At 42.3% G+C, this 16,858-nt stretch carries 12 protein-coding genes and 1 pseudogene; 3 read left to right on the forward strand and 10 right to left on the reverse strand.

The window, feature by feature from the left end:
- Positions 1-497 precede the first annotated feature (497 nt).
- From B6K83_RS12050 to B6K83_RS12060, 3 genes are all read right to left on the reverse strand, one after another.
- Entirely contained in the window at positions 498-1,220 is a 723-nt protein-coding gene (locus B6K83_RS12050; RefSeq protein WP_085285178.1) for a substrate-binding periplasmic protein, read from the reverse strand.
- A 52-nt stretch (positions 1,221-1,272) separates the two neighbouring features.
- Positions 1,273-2,991, reverse strand: a complete 1,719-nt coding sequence (locus tag B6K83_RS12055) for a potassium/proton antiporter (protein ID WP_085285242.1) — start codon at positions 2,989-2,991, stop codon at positions 1,273-1,275.
- 265 nt (positions 2,992-3,256) lie between these two features.
- Positions 3,257-3,637, reverse strand: a complete 381-nt coding sequence (locus tag B6K83_RS12060) for a VOC family protein (protein WP_085285179.1) — start codon at positions 3,635-3,637, stop codon at positions 3,257-3,259.
- A gap of 247 nt (positions 3,638-3,884) precedes the next feature.
- Between B6K83_RS12060 and B6K83_RS18215 the strand changes: the two are divergent.
- A pseudogene (locus B6K83_RS18215) lies at positions 3,885-4,127 on the forward strand (transposase); the annotation flags it as partial.
- A 104-nt stretch (positions 4,128-4,231) separates the two neighbouring features.
- Here B6K83_RS18215 and B6K83_RS12065 read toward each other — a convergent pair.
- The 5 genes from B6K83_RS12065 to glmU all read right to left on the reverse strand — a co-directional run bounded on the left by B6K83_RS12065 (position 4,232) and on the right by glmU (position 9,917).
- On the reverse strand, positions 4,232-4,633 hold the full coding sequence (locus tag B6K83_RS12065) for a multidrug resistance efflux transporter family protein (RefSeq protein WP_085285180.1): 402 nt from the start codon (positions 4,631-4,633) through the stop codon (positions 4,232-4,234).
- Positions 4,634-4,714: 81 nt separating this feature from the next.
- On the reverse strand, positions 4,715-5,032 hold the full coding sequence (gene sugE / locus B6K83_RS12070; protein ID WP_085285181.1) for a quaternary ammonium compound efflux SMR transporter SugE: 318 nt from the start codon (positions 5,030-5,032) through the stop codon (positions 4,715-4,717).
- Positions 5,033-5,742: 710 nt separating this feature from the next.
- Positions 5,743-7,575, reverse strand: coding sequence for a glutamine--fructose-6-phosphate transaminase (isomerizing) (glmS, locus tag B6K83_RS12080; RefSeq protein ID WP_085285182.1), 1,833 nt, complete (start codon positions 7,573-7,575; stop codon positions 5,743-5,745).
- Between the two features lie 14 nt (positions 7,576-7,589).
- On the reverse strand, positions 7,590-8,351 hold the full coding sequence (locus B6K83_RS12085; RefSeq protein ID WP_085285183.1) for a DeoR/GlpR family DNA-binding transcription regulator: 762 nt from the start codon (positions 8,349-8,351) through the stop codon (positions 7,590-7,592).
- A 204-nt stretch (positions 8,352-8,555) separates the two neighbouring features.
- Positions 8,556-9,917 (reverse strand): bifunctional UDP-N-acetylglucosamine diphosphorylase/glucosamine-1-phosphate N-acetyltransferase GlmU, encoded by a 1,362-nt coding sequence (gene glmU, locus B6K83_RS12090; protein ID WP_085285184.1) that lies wholly within the window; start codon positions 9,915-9,917, stop codon positions 8,556-8,558.
- 220 nt (positions 9,918-10,137) lie between these two features.
- Between glmU and B6K83_RS12095 the strand changes: the two genes are divergently transcribed.
- Positions 10,138-12,465 carry a Tex family protein gene (locus tag B6K83_RS12095; protein ID WP_085285185.1) on the forward strand — a complete coding sequence of 776 codons (2,328 nt, stop codon included), beginning with the start codon at positions 10,138-10,140 and terminating at the stop codon, positions 12,463-12,465.
- 170 nt (positions 12,466-12,635) lie between these two features.
- Here the strand turns inward: B6K83_RS12095 and B6K83_RS12100 are convergent, their stop codons facing one another.
- Both B6K83_RS12100 and B6K83_RS12105 read right to left on the reverse strand, forming a co-directional pair.
- Positions 12,636-13,670: a DcaP family trimeric outer membrane transporter gene (locus B6K83_RS12100; RefSeq protein ID WP_085285186.1), complete on the reverse strand. Its 1,035-nt coding sequence runs from the start codon at positions 13,668-13,670 to the stop codon at positions 12,636-12,638.
- Between the two features lie 139 nt (positions 13,671-13,809).
- A complete protein-coding gene (locus B6K83_RS12105) occupies positions 13,810-14,298 on the reverse strand; it encodes an AMP-binding enzyme (RefSeq protein WP_085285187.1) in 489 nt (162 codons plus the stop codon).
- Positions 14,299-14,556: 258 nt separating this feature from the next.
- Between B6K83_RS12105 and B6K83_RS12110 the strand changes: the two genes are divergently transcribed.
- Positions 14,557-16,845: a S9 family peptidase gene (locus B6K83_RS12110; RefSeq protein WP_085285188.1), complete on the forward strand. Its 2,289-nt coding sequence runs from the start codon at positions 14,557-14,559 to the stop codon at positions 16,843-16,845.
- The last annotated feature ends 13 nt before the right edge of the window (positions 16,846-16,858 follow it).

The following is a 16,858-nucleotide window of genomic DNA, read 5'->3' on the forward strand; positions in this document are numbered from 1 at the left end:
TGCATAGTATCAACTTTCCCTTATGCGCCTTTAAGCATATACTGGTGACATGATCAGCGATCAATAATTATAAAAATGCTCATGAGTGCAAGGTTATTAACTGATAAATATATTCTGCTAGCCGGCAATGTTTTAGGTATTAAGCGAGGCGCTATACGTTATGCAGCCAAAAAAACTCGTCATTTATTGGCAACATTTGTTAACCTGCTGCTGTTAGCGTGCTTGGCTGCCGTCAGAGCAGGTTTTTAGGGTAAAGCCCCTACGGTTTCTAAGGTCAACTCGGCAACTTGCTGAATATCGGGCTCATCTTCAACATATAATATGCGTTGCAATTTAGACATATCATCTCCTTGCTATTTGTTCTTACTGTTTAAGTCACCCACTCTAGTCTCTATAATAGCCTATTTAGTTAAGAAATAAGTCTATCTATTATACTGATAATTAACAGCATAAAATACAATCTCACTAACCTGCTTGCTGACGATTATACCTTGCGACTATCCGCCTTCTATTATTGCCTGATAGCGGCCATCTGCTTTGATAGCTTGTAACGCTTTTTGTAACGGTACTTTTAAATTTTGGTGCTTTTTATGTAAAAATGGGTATAAATTAAACGACTCGATCGGGGTTGAGATTATCTTCAAGTCTTTGTGAAATGCGGGATACTTGTTAAAAAGCTCAACCGCAACTGCTTTAAAAAGTATTGCCGAGCGAACTCGTGCTCGCTTGACCATTTCTAATACCGCAATGGCTTCAGGTAGGGGCTTTCTATTTGGAATTGCCACGTGTTTTTGAATTTTCATCGAGCCGCTGATGTAAGCAACGCGACCTTCATTTACCTTTGACCAATGAACGGGTGAGAAGTCTAGCTCTTTACGCACAATTACCACCAAATCAATATTTAAAACCGGCTCATCAACAAGTAAATAGTTATCGGTTTTATCCGTCGATAGTTGTTTAAACGATTTCAGCCTTGAGGCATCGCCATCAATATCGCCACTGTTAACCGCATGTACTATTCTTCTGCCCGGTAAAGTAACAAACTCAGCAACATGCCCCATATGTTGAAACGCTGCTTGATAAATAGCTTCAAGTTGCTGACTTAAGGGTGGCTTAGTATGAGTTGCAAAAACAAATTTACCTTGTTCCTGTGCACTGACATTATTGTAACAGAGGAAAAATCCAATAATCGCTACCCGTAACCAACTCATACTATTCATGTTTTCATTCCTTTAATGTCGGACTAATCCTTAAGTTACTATCATGGCGGTGTTAATTATCGCCTTGGCGCTCAATTATCCCTACCGTGATAATACGTTGTTCCACCATTTCACGAACACAAAGCTCAATACCTGCGATTTGCACTACGCTCCCTAATTGTGGCCCAGCAGGCAGTTGCGAGTTAATAACCTGCGCTAGCGAGTATTCTGGGTCGCCTTCAATAATTAAGTCGTAAGAAAGCGCAACATCTGCCAAGGTAGTACTTGCTTTTACGCGTAACTCTTGCGATGGCAGTTCGTGTTTTTGTTGTGCCACTGTCGCTGAAAAAACGCAATCAACAAACTCTCTAGCATGAGGTTTAAGCACAATAAATAGCTGATCTTGGGCATGTAAAAGCGTTGAGCCGCGTGGCGGAATAATTTTGCCATTTCGGCTAATCATCGCCATGACAGTGCTATCTGGTAGGGCAAGTTGTGATAAACGTCGACCTACTGCGCGCGACTCGCGACCAAGTGTATACTCAACAATATCTGCATCATCATCGCCCAACTGGGTTATTTCTAAGGTTGCCGCCGGTGTTGCTGGCGGTGGTAAGGTTAAGTTTAGCTTTCTTGCCATCCAAGGTAATGTTGAGCCTTGTAACGTTGCCGAAATGAGCACCACAAAAAAGACGACATTAAAAATGAGTGCCGCATTAGCTAGGCCAAATATCAGCGGAAAGATCGCCAAAATAATAGGAACTGAGCCTCGTAACCCCACCCAGGACACGAGTGTAATTTCTCGTAATTTAAACCCAAACAGTGCCAACACGGGCGTGACGGCTAGCGGTCGAGCGATAAAAATTAACACACAGGCAATTAGTAGCCCCTCTAACCAAATATCAAGCAACAATGTGGGGGTGATCAACAAACCTAACACCACAAACATAGTAATTTGACTTAACCATGCCAAGCCGTCGTGAAATAAAAACGTGCTACGTTGAAAAACAAAACGGCTATTGCCAATGACCACACCCGTTATAAACACCGCTAAAAAGCCACTACCGCCAATATTAGCCGTGACCCCAAACGACAGTAAACCACATGCTGCCACTAACACAGGGTAAAGCCCTGACGCGGAAAGGTGAATACGATTAATTAAGCGCACCGATAACCAACCTACGGCAAAACCAACCAGTGCCCCTAGGCCCATTTGGGCAATAAACATCAGCAATAGTCCTGAACCTGGCTCAATACCATTGACTATGATTTCCAATAAACCTACGGTTAAAAATATCGCCATAGGGTCGTTCGAGGCACTTTCTATTTCTAGCGTTGCTTTGAGTTTTTTATTAAGGTGAATACCCGCATTTCGTAACAGCGAGAACACTGCCGCAGCGTCAGTTGAACCGACAATTGCGCCAAGCAACAACCCTTGCAGTAATGGAATATCGAGAATATAAGCGGCAGCAACGCCAGTAACAGCGCCAGTAACTAACACCCCTAACGTGGCTAATGCCGACGCAGGCCGCCAAACCTGCTTGATGGCTTTAAACGGGGTTTGCAAACCACCATCAAACAAAATCAATGCTAATGCTAGCGTACCAAGTGCATGAGCGGCTTCGGCATTATCAAACATGATACCACCGGGGCCGTCTTCACCTGCGAGCATACCAACCAATAAAAATAAGACCAGTACAGGCAAACCTAATCTTGCTGACAACTTGCTCGAAATAATACCGAGCAAAATTAACACCGCGGCCAACAAAATTACCTGATCAATAACGAACATAAACGGCTCCATCGCTTAAGCTTAGTGGCTAGTCAATATAATGACCTAAACTAGGCTGCTACTACAAAGTAATACGCTATTTACGATAGTAATAGCGGTTTTATAACACTTTGTCTTGTAAAGAAAATATTGTATTAAACACCAAGAATTGTAGCACTAAATTCGCTAAAATGTTACCAGTGTCAGCATCGATAGTTTTGCCCCTAAAACTACAAACCATGACTGAACGCGCACTTATAACAAGCACTAATAAACGCAATTTATGTTATTGCCCTAATGAATGTAAGCCGAACATATTACCTTCGGAGTCAATGGCTATAGACACAAAACCGTACTCTCCGATTGAAAACTTCGGTTTCTCGACTTTACCGCCAGATGACTCAACACGCGATTCTTCTTCGGCGCAGTCTTGGCACGAAAAATAAACCATCACACTATTATTACCCGCGCTAACACCGGCCATTTGCACTAAAGCGCCCGTGGCACCGTATTGCTCCATATTAGACGGAAACGCCTTCATTTTAATATTCGCATCAGTGGGATCGCCTAAGTCTTCCATACTAATGTTAAAAACAGACTCATAAAATTTTTGCGCTCGCGCCATATCTGCAACATAAATTTCAAACCAACCTATAGGGTTATTCATATGTTTTTCCTCACTATTAACCTAATGTTATAGCAAGCTGGCAGCCAGTTGTTATTGTCGCTATGGTTGTCAGCTAATTTTCATACCACCAGCACCTAAACGTGATGCCAATACGCACCTTTTAATTAAAGCGCTTAGTTAGAAAATTACCAAACTTAATCGTGTAACTTAATATTGTGATCTTACCCCGAGCATATCTCGCTCATGACGAAATAACTGACAAAACATCAGGACACTCATTAACTAACCTGAAGATATTCGCAAGGCCATTTCCCCAACCAATGCAATAGAGTCACTCAATTGCATCATTCGTAAAGCTATCAAGAAACGTAAGTTGTTTCCTCATGAAGATTCTACAAGAAAGGTTATTTATTTAGCGATTGAGCAAACATCTAGAAAGTGGATGATGCCAATAATAAATTGGAAAACAGCCTTGAATCGATTGATGATAGAATTCAAAAAACCGCTTAAAAGTTGTTATTTAACCTAAGTCGTTACACAAAACTGTAACAGGATCTTTAACTTTTAACCTGCGCCAAATTATTCTTAAAACGGCTCTGACCCCTTTTATTCTGTCCAACTTAAAACCTCTTTTTAGGCAGGTTTTACAAAGCCACGTAAAAAAGGCCAACAAAATAAAAATAATATCGCCCCAAAAATACTCGCTAAAATATCATTTTTATCAAAGACAAAATTATCTAGTTCTGCTTGTCTAAACTCCCAACATATTAAGATAATTAGACATAATAAAGTACAAAAGGTAAACCATTTAAAAGGGTTTATCTTACCACGATATTTTTCAATTTTATTTTTGAAACCGATAAACACAGCAGGGAAACAAAAGGCTGTTATAAAGTTAGGAGCTACGCCCAATAATAAAGATATAGTAGAGCCTGTTTTATAATTATCTCTAAAATAATGAACAAGCAAAATAAGTAATACACCAAGTACAACCAGAAAAGCTAAGTTTTCACTTTTTTTATTGACGATAATCACGACACATCCTTACCTGCCTGACGCCGCGCTCACCGGTAAATTAGAAGCGCTACGAGTAATTTATCAAAGTGCAGCACCTTGTTAGGCATGAGCCAATTTAAGACCAACAATACCCGCACAAATCAGCCCTAAACTGACTAGCTTAAGGACGTCAGCAGACTCTCCGAACAATAATATTCCTAGAAGCGCCGTGCCTACAGCACCAATACCCACCCAAATCGCATAGGCCGTACCAACAGGTAACGTTTTCAGAGCCAAACCTAGCAATAAAAAACTTGCAACCAGCGAAATCACCGTGCCAACAGTAGGCCATAGCTTTGTGAAACCATCTGTGTACTTTAATCCAATAGCCCAACCAATCTCCAAAAGACCAGCGATAAACAAAATTACCCAGCCCATAAATACCTCTCAATTAACCTTGGGGCCGTCCCCTAACGAAACTGAGAGGTGAGGTCGTCCTCACTTCACTATGCCTAACTCTTTGCTAAGCAGCTAAAAATAGTTTAGCTACAATACCGAACCAAGTGAGGCAAGCCAACTGTTTTGTCCGTTTGAGCAACTTGATAATTGCCTTGATATAATCTCGGCGCTAACATTTGTGTGTACCTTGTTAGTTTTGAGGTAATTTCTATGGATACTCGAATTCAATTTATAATTGATAAAGAAACAAAGCGTTTAGCTCAGCTAATAACTGAAAGCTAAGGCAGAACTTTAAGTGACGCATGTCGAGAACTTACTGAGAGCTTAGCCGAAGAACAACGTAAAACAATGCGCCATGATGTATGGTTAACCGTACAAAAGAAAATGGGGTCAGAGCCGTTTTATATTAATCATTAGGTGTCCCTTTTTCCAACCGACAGGCCTGAAAGCGTTCAGAATTCTGTGTCAGCCTAAATTGCTAAATGGGCTTCCCAGTCATTGCTAGACTCCAAATGAGGTACATGGCTACTTCAACTAGATATGCAAAACGGCCACATATTGTGACCGTTTTGTTTCTTACTTTTTATCAGTAGCGAACTTATAAGTTTCAAACTTTATTTTTAGTAGCGCACATTAAACACTGTTACGATCATTATTTAACGCGCACAAAAAAGTTTTTTTAACCTAAGCTATTCAACAGTAACGCTTTTTGCTAAATTTCTTGGTTGGTCAACATCTGTCCCTTTAATGATAGCTACATAGTAAGACAATAATTGAAGCGGTAAGGTGTAAACAATCGGCGCAATTAAGTCATCACATACCGGCACGTTGATCACTTTCATGGTGTCGTCGCTGCTAAAGTTGGCACTGGCATCAGCAAACACATACATTAAACCGCCGCGTGCGCGTACTTCTTCAACGTTTGATTTAAGCTTTTCAATTAAGTCATTTTTTGGTGCCACGACAATTACTGGCATTTCAGCGTCAATCAGTGCTAATGGCCCATGTTTTAATTCGCCTGCGGCGTAAGCTTCGGCATGAATGTAGGAAATTTCTTTAAGCTTTAACGCGCCTTCCATTGCGATTGGGTATTGATCACCACGACCTAAAAATAGCGCGTGATGCTTATCGGCAAAGTCTTCTGCTAACTCTTCAATCGAGCCGGCTAAGGCTAATACTTCTTCCAACTTATTTGGCAAGGTCATTAACGATTGTGCAATGTCATTTTGCTTTTCTACTGACATGCCATGATGCTGCCCTATGGCTAGGGTCATCATTAATAAGCCAACTAGCTGTGTGGTAAAGGCTTTTGTTGAAGCAACGCCGATTTCTGCGCCAGCTTTGGTCATAAAGGCTAAGTCAGACTCTCGCACTAGCGACGAGCCCGCAACATTACAAATGGTTAAACTGGCGCGATAGCCAATTTCTTTCGCTAAACGCAAAGCGGCTAGGGTATCAGCGGTTTCGCCCGACTGTGAAATAGTCACTAATAAGGCATTTTTAGGTACATGTGATTGGCGATATCTAAATTCGCTGGCAATTTCAATATTACAAGAAACGCCTGCCAGTGCTTCTAACCAATAACGCGCCACCATGCCTGAGTGGTAACTGGTACCACAGGCAATAATTTGCACATGCTCTATTTCTTGAAAAATTGCGTCTGCGCCAGCGCCAAAGGTTTGATTATCAAGCATATTGCCTTGTAATCTGCCTTCTAAAGTATTGCGAATCGCTGTCGGTTGCTCGTAGGTTTCTTTGAGCATGTAATGACGGTACTCGCCTTTATCGCCAACATCATGGCACACTTCTGACTCTTTAGCCTCACGCACCGCTGGTTTGCCGTCAATATCGAACACGTTAACTTCAAAACGGGTAATTTCGGCAACATCACCTTCTTCTAAAAAAGAGAACTTACGGGTCACGGGTAATAAGGCTAAAATATCTGAAGCAATAAAGTTTTCACCCACGCCGTAACCTATCACCAGTGGGCTACCTGAGCGTGCCACAACCACACGATCTTTATCGCGTGTATCCACTACTACTGTGCCGTAAGCCCCTTCTAATTGTTTCACGGTCGCTTGTACTGCGGCTAATAAACTCTTGGCTGACTTTAATTCGTGATGCACTAAGTGGGCAATTACTTCGGTGTCTGTTTCAGAGCTAAAATGATAACCTAAGTCTTGCAATTGGCTGCGCAGTTGCTCGTGGTTTTCGATAATGCCGTTGTGGACCACGGCAATTGTTTCTGACGACATATGCGGATGGGCATTAATTTCACTTGGCGCGCCATGGGTTGCCCAACGCGTATGGGCGATACCTGTGCCACCGGCAATTGGCTTGGCCTGCAAAGCGTCGGCAAGCTCTTGCACTTTACCTAAACGGCGCGCACGATTAAGTTGGTTTTCATTGTCAATAATGGCGACACCTGCCGAGTCATAACCGCGATACTCTAAACGCTTTAACCCTTCGACTAAGATATCGGCGACATCACGTTGTGCGACAGCTCCTACAATTCCACACATATTTTTTATCCTTTTTAACTGGCGATAACGAGGTTAACGCCTTGTTTAATAATTTCACTTCGCACGTTTTCAGGCATGTCTGCATCTGTGATCAACGTGTGAATTTTCTCCCAAGGTATTTCTAAGTTGGGGATTTTTCGATTGAGTTTTTCCGACTCCAACATAACAATAACTTCACGCGACACTTCTGCCATGACTCGGCTTAATCCTAACAATTCGTTAAAGGTTGTAGTACCGCGCGCTAAGTCGATACCGTCAGCACCGATAAACAGTTGATCAAAATCATAAGAGCGTAAAACACTTTCTGCCACTTGCCCTTGAAACGACTCTGAATGTGGGTCCCAGGTGCCGCCTGTCATTAATAACGTTGGTTCGTTTTCTAGCGCATGTAAGTCCGAGGCAATTGCTAACGAATTAGTCATCACCACTAAGCCTTGTTTAGCACTAAGCTCGCGCACTAAGGCTGAGGTGGTGCTGCCACTATCTAAAATAATACGATTATGGTCACGGATCAGCGATGCTGCTGTTTTGGCGATAATTATCTTTCGTTTCGAAACTTTTTCTGTTTTTGGCTCGATTATTTCATGAGGTAAAGGCACGGCACCGCCATATCGGCGCAGTAATAAGCCACTATTTTCTAAAACCGCTAAGTCTTTGCGAATAGTGACTTCTGAGGTATCAAACTTTTTAGCTAGGCTATCTACACTTACTTCACCTAAATTACTTAATTCGGCAATAATAGTATGACGACGTTGTTGGGTGTTTCGTTTTGACATTGCTTTCGTTTGGCTCTTATAAGTTTCGATTTAAAACTTAGCTATTAGAACAAAAGCTGAAAATAAAAACAATAATTATCTAAAAGCCGAAGAATAATAATGTGGTGTTTTACCAAACCAGCAGCTTGTTGTGGTTTTTTCATCCAAAAAAAATGCACTCCATTAATATGAGTGCATTAAGCAAACTTAGCAAACAGGCAAGGGCTATTTTTTACTCGGTCGCTGCCAACCACTGATATTACGCTGCTTTCCGCGGGCAACGCTGAGCTCATGCTCGGCAACATCTTTGACGATCACTGAGCCAGCAGCGGTTGTTGCCATATCGCCAATAGTCACTGGCGCTACTAGTGAGGCGTTAGAGCCAATAAAGGCACCAGCACCGATCACCGTTTTAAACTTGTTTACGCCATCATAGTTACAGGTAATAGTGCCAGCACCTATATTGGCGTTACTGCCAATTTCTGCGTCACCTAAATAACTTAAATGTCCTGCTTTCGCGCCGGCACCTAAAGTTGATTTTTTCATTTCTACAAAGTTACCCACATGGGCATCACGCTTTAACTCTGAACCTGGACGAATACGGGCAAAGGGACCTACCGACGCTAGCTCGCCAATAATAGCGTCTTCAATCAGAGTGTTAGGTTTAATTACCGCCCCTTGGCCAATAGTGCAGTTTTTCAAAATACAGTTGGCGCCAATACGGGCATTATCAGCAATACTGACCTTGCCTTCAAAAATACAGTTAATGTCGATCTCAACTTCTTGCCCCACAGTGACTGTGCCACGAATATCAATGCGGTTTGGGTCGCGCAAGCTAGCACCCTCAATCATCAGTTGTTCGGCTTTTCTCAGCTGATAAGCGCGCTCTAAGCCGGCCAGTTGCACACGGTTATTCGCGCCTTCAACTTCAATTTCACTGTCAGGGTGCGCAGTCGCAATAGCTTTACCTTCCTGATGACAGGCGGCAATAATATCAGTTAAGTAATATTCACCTTGCGCATTGTCACTCGATAAATTACTTAACCAGCGTTTTAAATCCCCCCCGTTTGCCAGCAAAATACCGGTATTGGCTTCATTAACCAATAACTGCTCTGCTGTGGCGTCTTTTTGCTCAACAATACCCACTACCGTGCCTGCACTATCGCGCATAATGCGACCATAACCAGTTGGATTAGCTAAATGCACGGTTAACAATGCCATACCATTAGCAGGTTTAGCCGCAATTAAGCGCTGTAAAGTGCTAACTTGTGTTAATGGCACATCACCATACAATACCAACACATCTTCATCATCGGCTAAAAAGGGCGATGCCATATCTACCGCATGACCTGTGCCAAGTTGTTCTTTTTGTTCAACAAAGGTTAAGTCGTCTCCGGTAATTTTTGCTTTTAATAGTTCACCACCAAAACCATAAACCAAATAAATATTTTCACTGTCAACTTGGCGGGCGGCGTCAATTACATGCGACACCATAGGTTTTTCAGCAACAGGGTGCAGTACTTTAGGTAAGGCAGAGCGCATACGAGTACCTTTACCCGCAGCAAGAATAACAACAGAGAGAGCCATAATTTTTCCGATTATTTTTATTTGATTAAAAAACGTAACAGTATTACCCGTTATTGTAGCGGTTTTTTATTTTTCACTCTATTAAAATCCATTTAGCCAAGGTGCAAAGCAAAAGTAGCATAGTGCGGATATCGCATATCGCCTGTGTTGCGGTTATACTGAGCCCGAGTTTAATTTCGTAAACATACCAACGTATAAAAAGCACTAAGGCTACAAATAAATGACCCCGATCGCTGAACAAATTGCCAAAGAACTTGATGTAAAAACGACACAAATCAATGCGGCTATCACACTTTTAGATGAAGGTGCCACCGTGCCATTTATTGCCCGCTACCGCAAAGAAGCGACGCAAGGGCTTGATGACAACCATTTACGCCAGCTAGCACAACGCTTGGTATATTTGCGCGACTTAAACGATCGACGAGAGGTAATTAAAGCCAATATTGAGCAACAAGGGAAATTAACACCAACGTTAGCTGCCGAGTTAAACAAAGCCGACAACAAAACCCGCTTAGAAGATTTGTATTTACCTTTTAAACCGAAAAGAAAAACCAAAGGGCAGGTGGCCATTGCCGCCGGTTTAGCCCCCTTGGCAGAAAAAATTTACCAAAATTGGCAACTTAACCCTGAGCATGAAGCTCGTGCTTTTATTAATCAAGCACAAGGCTTTAGCGATGAAAAGTCGGTGCTAGAAGGCGCGCAGTTTATTCTTGTTGAACGCTTTGCTGAAGATGCCAACTTAATCGAAAAGTTACGTCGTCACATACTCAAGCAAGCGCACCTTTGTAGCAAACTCGTTAAAGGAAAAGCCAATCAAGCGGCAAAATATCGCGACTACTTTGAACATACTGAATTATTAAGAAACGTACCGTCACACCGCATGCTGGCCATGTTGCGCGGTCGTAATGAAGGCTTATTAGCACTGAGTATCGACGTAGATCCTGGTCAAGACGGGGGCTTTTCCAGTGCCGAGCAACTTATTACCGAGCACCTAAACTTGCGTTTAACAGGACAAGCCGCGGCAGCGTTTTTAACAAAAGTGGTGCATGCAACTTGGCAACTCAAGTTAAAACAAAGCTTAACCACTGAGTTATTGGGCAAGCTGCGCGACGATGCAGAAGTTGAAGCCATTAACGTATTTGCGCGCAATTTACATGATTTAATGATGGCTGCACCCGCTGGTGCAAAAGTTACCTTAGGATTAGATCCGGGTTTACGCACCGGCTGTAAACTGGCCATCGTTGATGCCACAGGTAAGTTAGTTGATACCGCAACTATTTTTCCACACGCACCACAAAACCATTGGGATAAGTCCGTACGCACCATAGTCAATTTATGTCAACAACATAAAGTGGCACTGATTGCCATTGGTAACGGCACCGCATCACGCGAAAGTGATAAACTCGTTACTGAAGTCATTGCCAAACTAGGCGAAAATAAGCCAGCAAAAGTTATGGTCAGCGAAGCGGGCGCTTCGGTTTATTCTGCCTCAGAGTTTGCCGCAAAAGAATTTCCTGACTTAGATGTTTCTCTTCGTGGTGCGGTATCTATTGCCCGCCGTTTACAAGACCCATTAGCAGAGCTTGTTAAAATTGACCCAAAAGCCATTGGTGTTGGTCAATATCAACACGATGTCAGCCAAAGCAAACTTAGCCAAAGTTTGGACGATGTGATTGAAGATTGTGTAAACGCGGTTGGGGTTGACTTAAATAGCGCCTCTGCGCCTTTATTATCAAGAGTGTCTGGTTTAAATAAAACCATGGCTAATAATGTTGTGAATTTTCGTGACACACACGGGCGTTTTAATAACCGCAGCCAACTAAAAAAAGTACCACGCTTAGGGCCAAAAGCATTTGAACAAGCCGCCGGCTTTTTGCGTATTCGCAACGGTGACAATCCGTTAGATAACTCTGCAGTGCACCCTGAAACCTACGGTTTAGTCACTAAAATATCGCAACAACTAGGCACTAAAATTGATGACGTAATCGGCAATAAATCTGCCCTTGAAAATATTGATGTTACAAGCTTAACAAACGATAGCTTTGGCATAATGACCATCAAAGATGTTATTAGTGAGCTTGAAAAGCCAGGACGCGATCCGCGCCCTGAGTTTAAAACGGCTAACTTTCAAGAAGGAGTTCACACCATTAACGACTTGAAAGTTGGCATGATACTCGAAGGTGTTATTTCTAATGTGGCTAATTTCGGCGCTTTTGTTGATATTGGCGTTCATCAAGACGGGCTAGTGCATATTTCATCACTCACCAACAAATTTGTGAGTGACCCGCATGAGGTAGTAAAGGCGGGTGAAGTGGTTAAAGTTAAAGTATTGGAGCTTGACCCTGAGCGTAAACGTATTAGTTTAACCATGCGCTTAGATGATGCGATAACCACAACGCAAGGAAAACCGGCGGCAAAAGCAACAAAAAACCAAGCGCAAAACAGAAAACCTGAAGCTCAGCGCAAAAATAAAGCCCAAGCAAAAGCCGTATCTAATGCTGCTATGGGTAACGCCTTTGCTGATGCTTTTGCCAAGTTAAAAAAATAACCGTTTAAATACACGCCTGCCATAAAGCATTTATCAAAAAAAAGGGGAAGCATAGCTTCCCCAAAACAACCTCTATAACCGGTTGTAAACGCAAGATGTTGCTGGTTAGTCGCGCCTTGCCTATTTTTACCAAGCTAGGCGCGTGCTTTATTACCTAACCAGCAGCCAAGTTAAAGCACATATTTAGCAGAAAATTGTACATAGTCTGAATCAGCGTTTTGATCGACAGATTCAAAGTTACCGACCTCAACACCAAACGATAGTGCTTTGGTATAATTTTTAAAAATATTAACCCCCCAATGCCTTCTATCGGCATCTGCGGTTGCTGTGGTGGTTCTACCATAAAATGCGGTTGAACGTAGGTTATCAGTCCAAAAATGACGATAAGCCACCATATAAGACGTAGTTTCTTCTACTTCTTCACCCACTAAATCTCGCGCTGCAACCACGCCAACATAACGACCGGTTTCGCCACCATGATACTGAAAACGAATATCATCTTTACCAAAGGTATTAATTTTACCGGCAATACCATAACCAAAAGCAGATTCAGATTGACCACCGACCGTATTTAGCTGTCGTGCTAAGCCCGCTATTGATACGTTACCCCAGTCGCCGTTAAAGGTGTATTTGGCAATCACGTCTGGTACTGAATCTTGGCTTGGGTCGCCTTTATCTGACTCTGGGTTTTCTATGGCCACTTGTAAGTTTCCATGGGTATAACGAATTTGTCCTTGGCGAATAAAAGCGGCGGCATTAAGTGGCCCCGCAAAGTCTGCAGCCTCAGCTAATGCACTGGTGTTGACAAAGGTCGACCAAGTTTGCCCCACTAAAATATTTTTATACTTAATAAAGGCATGACGAATTCGTGGGTTTGCAGAGTTAGAAACTATTTCATTGCCGCCGCCACCATGAAAGTCTAACTCGATAAAGCCAGTAACATCACCATGCACATATTTGGTATTAAAACGTGACTCAGTGGCGCGAAAACTAAATTGTGAAATATCACCAACCGTTCCTGCGCCAACCCAATAATCTTTTGTGATACTGTTAATATTACCGTCAACGTAACGGGTATCTAGTTTTATATAGCCGCCAAAAGTGATGGTGTCATTATCAGACAATTTAATTTCATAACTTGCCTGTGTACTGCCCGCGACAATCAGTAGACCAGTTGCTAATAACAGCTTGTTTTTGTTAAACATGTGACTTCCCCTGTGTTAAACCAGTCTAAATAATTGAACTATTTATATTTAGCGCTTGGCGTTTTATAACCTTAGAGCAACTAGCTTCATACTCTGTCAGTGTTTTTATTGCTATTGGTAAATGAGCCCGCTATTGCGTTTACGCCGCGAGCTTCATGATAAGTTTTTTTGCTTTTAGTCGTTGTCTTGCTTGTACTGGGTTACTAACATCTGGCAGCTGATCGACATATTGAATAACATCTGCTCGAACAAAAGCTCCAAAACTACTTGCTAGCTTGGCATTAACCGCCATGGCTAAAATTGCGGTATCTATTTTTTGATTCACTCTTTCAATATAAACATGAATCGCATTGCCTTTTTGCTCATGAGGAATACCAAAAACAAGCACCTGATTAACACCGGCTAATTGTTTGATAGCACCCTCAAGCTGCCAATTAGCAATTCGATAACCGCTAACCTTATGTTTTGGTGATGTTTGAGTAACCAACCAGATATAATCTTGATCAGTCGTAGCACTTTTTATTGGTTTTTGATTATATTGCGCAGTTAAATAACGCCATTGTCCATTGCTTGATTGCAGCCAGGATAATGGCACTGAACCTTGGTGTTGTGCTCGACAATTTCGCATATTACTCTCTAGCTTAGGATGACGGTTGTACTTAAATATTAAGTAAGTTTGTTATGGTGTTAATAACACTAGTGAGTTAGCCGCGATTTAGGTATTAGACCTAAGTCTAAAACAACGGAAAAATTGCCTAGACTTTAGTCTTATATTGGCGAAAAATTATCATAACAGCGCCAACATGGATATTTACACGCTGAGATTTAAGCAGTGCTATAATATCGCCACTATTGTTATTTTATTTATGATAAATAAAGGTTATATATGGTTTTTAAATTAAAACACCTATCGTCTTTGTTGGTGTTCACCTGCTTAACTAGCTTAAGTGCCTATGCCGAGTCATTATCAGTCGACAAATATCAGCAAGCAGAGCGCCAGTTAAGTAAACATACCGAAAAACTGGTATTTTCGACCACGGAACATCCGCAGTGGACTGATAATAATTTACTCACTTATCAGAGCCACACGGCACAAGGTAAGCAGTTTTTTATTGTTGACCCTGTTAGTAAAGCGAAAAATTTAGCATTTGATCATGAGAAACTTGCTCATGCACTAACTCAAGCAACTGGCAAAGATACTCGCGCTGACCAGCTGCCCTTTGAGCGCTTTAATTTGCGTGACAAAAACAGTATTACACTGAAAATCACTGATAAAACTTACCAGTGTAATATCGAAAACTTTAGCTGTGAGGCGCTAGAAAGCACGGTCAAAGCAGGTGAATCATTAGCACCTAATGGCAAGCTTGCGGTTTATATTAAAGATCACAATTTATGGTTGCGTGATTTAACCACCAATAGCCACAAGCAATTAACCACAGACGGGGTACAAGATTATGGCTATGCCACGAACAACGCCGGCTGGATACGCGATACTAAGCCTGTGGTAAAATGGTCGCCTGACTCTTCAAAACTCACTACCTTTAAACATGATAGTCGTCGCGTCGGCGAAATGGCGATTGTCTCGACTACGGTTGGCCACCCTGAGATTGATGTATGGAAGTATCCGTTACCCGGCGATGAGCACATTTTCACCATCAAGCGCGTTGTCATCGATATTGAGCAGGCTAAAGTACTTGTTTTGGATATGCCAGCCGATGCGCACAGATCAACCATTACTGATCACGTCGCCGGTCGCGATGGTGCGTTATTGGACATTGACTGGGCCAGTGATAGTAGCCATTTTGCCTTTGTTTCATCAACACGCGATCACAAAACCGCCACCCTAAAAATTGCCGATGCTAACACAGGTAAAGTACGCACGGTATTAAGCGAAAGCTCCGACAGTTTTTTCGAATCTGGCGTCAATGGCATTAGTTGGCAATATTTAGATCAAAGCGAAGAGTTTATTTGGTTTTCTCAGCGTTCAAACTGGGGACATTTATACCTAGTCGATGCCACTAACGGCAAGATTAAAAACCCGATCACACAAGGCGATTGGACGGTACTTGAACTGTTACATGTTAACCAAGATACGGGTAAATTAATATTTACTGGTGCTGGTAAAGAGGGTGGCGATCCTTACTTTCAATACTTATATAGCATTAACAAAAATGGTGCTGGTTTAACTTTATTAACGCCTGAGCAGCAACACCATCGCGTAACCTTAAGTAAAAATGCAGAATTTTTTTTAGATCGCGTATCAGCACCAAACCAGCCTGAAGTTAGCTTTGTGCGCAGCACTAATCGTAAATCAGGCTTTATGATTGAACAAATGGATATTAGCCAACTTAGCGCCACAGGTTGGCAACCCCCCAACCCATTTGTGGTTAAAGATCGTAATAATCAGCACGATATCTACGGTCTACTGTATAAACCCAGCGATTTTGATGCGAGCAAGTCGTATCCCGTGGTGAATTACTTATATCCAGGACCGCAAGTTGGCAGCATTCGTGGTCGACATTTTAGAAGCGCTCGTGGTGATAACCAAGCCATTGCTGAGTTGGGCTTTATAGTGATTGAAATTGACGCGCTTGGCACGCCAGGGCGCTCAAAAAGTTTTCATGACTTTTATTATCAAAATATGGGCGATAGTGGCATTCCCGACCAAGTTGCGGCAATCAAACAACTAGCGCAAAAGCACAGTTGGATTGATAGCAGCCGAGTTGGTATTTGGGGCCATTCAGGCGGTGGTTTTGCCTCAACACGCGCCTTATTAACCTACCCCGACTTTTATTCTGTGGCGGTATCGCAAGCCGGTAATCACGATAATCGCAACTATGCTGATGAGTGGGGTGAAAAATACCATGGTGCTTTAGTCAGCCAAGCTGATGGCAGTACAAACTATGATAGCCAAGCGAATCAATTAATTGCCAAAAACTTGCAAGGTAAGTTGTTAATCGCGCACGGTACCACAGACACTAACGTTACCCCGTATAACAGTTTAGTGGTGGTTGAAGCCTTAATTGCCGCCAATAAAGACTTTGATATGTTAATGTTACCTAATCGCGGCCATGGTTTTGCCAGAGAGCCTTACATGATGCGCAAACGCTGGGATTACTTTGTGCAGCATTTATTGCAGTTAACGCCACCAAAAGAGTTTAACTTTGCCAAGTAGTTAATAAGTCGCA

Source organism: Colwellia chukchiensis (genome assembly GCF_002104455.1).
GTDB lineage: Bacteria > Pseudomonadota > Gammaproteobacteria > Enterobacterales > Alteromonadaceae > Cognaticolwellia > Cognaticolwellia chukchiensis.

Bases quoted from the DNA above. Each gene is read 5' to 3' on its own strand.
- B6K83_RS12050 (WP_085285178.1), bottom strand. From the start codon at position 1,220: ATGAATAGTATGAGTTGGTTACGGGTAGCGATTATTGGATTTTTCCTC.
- B6K83_RS12055 (WP_085285242.1), bottom strand. From the start codon at position 2,991: ATGTTCGTTATTGATCAGGTAATTTTGTTGGCCGCGGTGTTAATTTTG.
- B6K83_RS12060 (WP_085285179.1), bottom strand. From the start codon at position 3,637: ATGAATAACCCTATAGGTTGGTTTGAAATTTATGTTGCAGATATGGCG.
- sugE (WP_085285181.1), bottom strand. From the start codon at position 5,032: ATGGGCTGGGTAATTTTGTTTATCGCTGGTCTTTTGGAGATTGGTTGG.
- glmS (WP_085285182.1), bottom strand. From the start codon at position 7,575: ATGTGTGGAATTGTAGGAGCTGTCGCACAACGTGATGTCGCCGATATC.
- B6K83_RS12085 (WP_085285183.1), bottom strand. From the start codon at position 8,351: ATGTCAAAACGAAACACCCAACAACGTCGTCATACTATTATTGCCGAA.
- glmU (WP_085285184.1), bottom strand. From the start codon at position 9,917: ATGGCTCTCTCTGTTGTTATTCTTGCTGCGGGTAAAGGTACTCGTATG.
- B6K83_RS12095 (WP_085285185.1), top strand. From the start codon at position 10,138: ATGACCCCGATCGCTGAACAAATTGCCAAAGAACTTGATGTAAAAACG.
- B6K83_RS12100 (WP_085285186.1), bottom strand. From the start codon at position 13,670: ATGTTTAACAAAAACAAGCTGTTATTAGCAACTGGTCTACTGATTGTC.
- B6K83_RS12105 (WP_085285187.1), bottom strand. From the start codon at position 14,298: ATGCGAAATTGTCGAGCACAACACCAAGGTTCAGTGCCATTATCCTGG.
- B6K83_RS12110 (WP_085285188.1), top strand. From the start codon at position 14,557: ATGGTTTTTAAATTAAAACACCTATCGTCTTTGTTGGTGTTCACCTGC.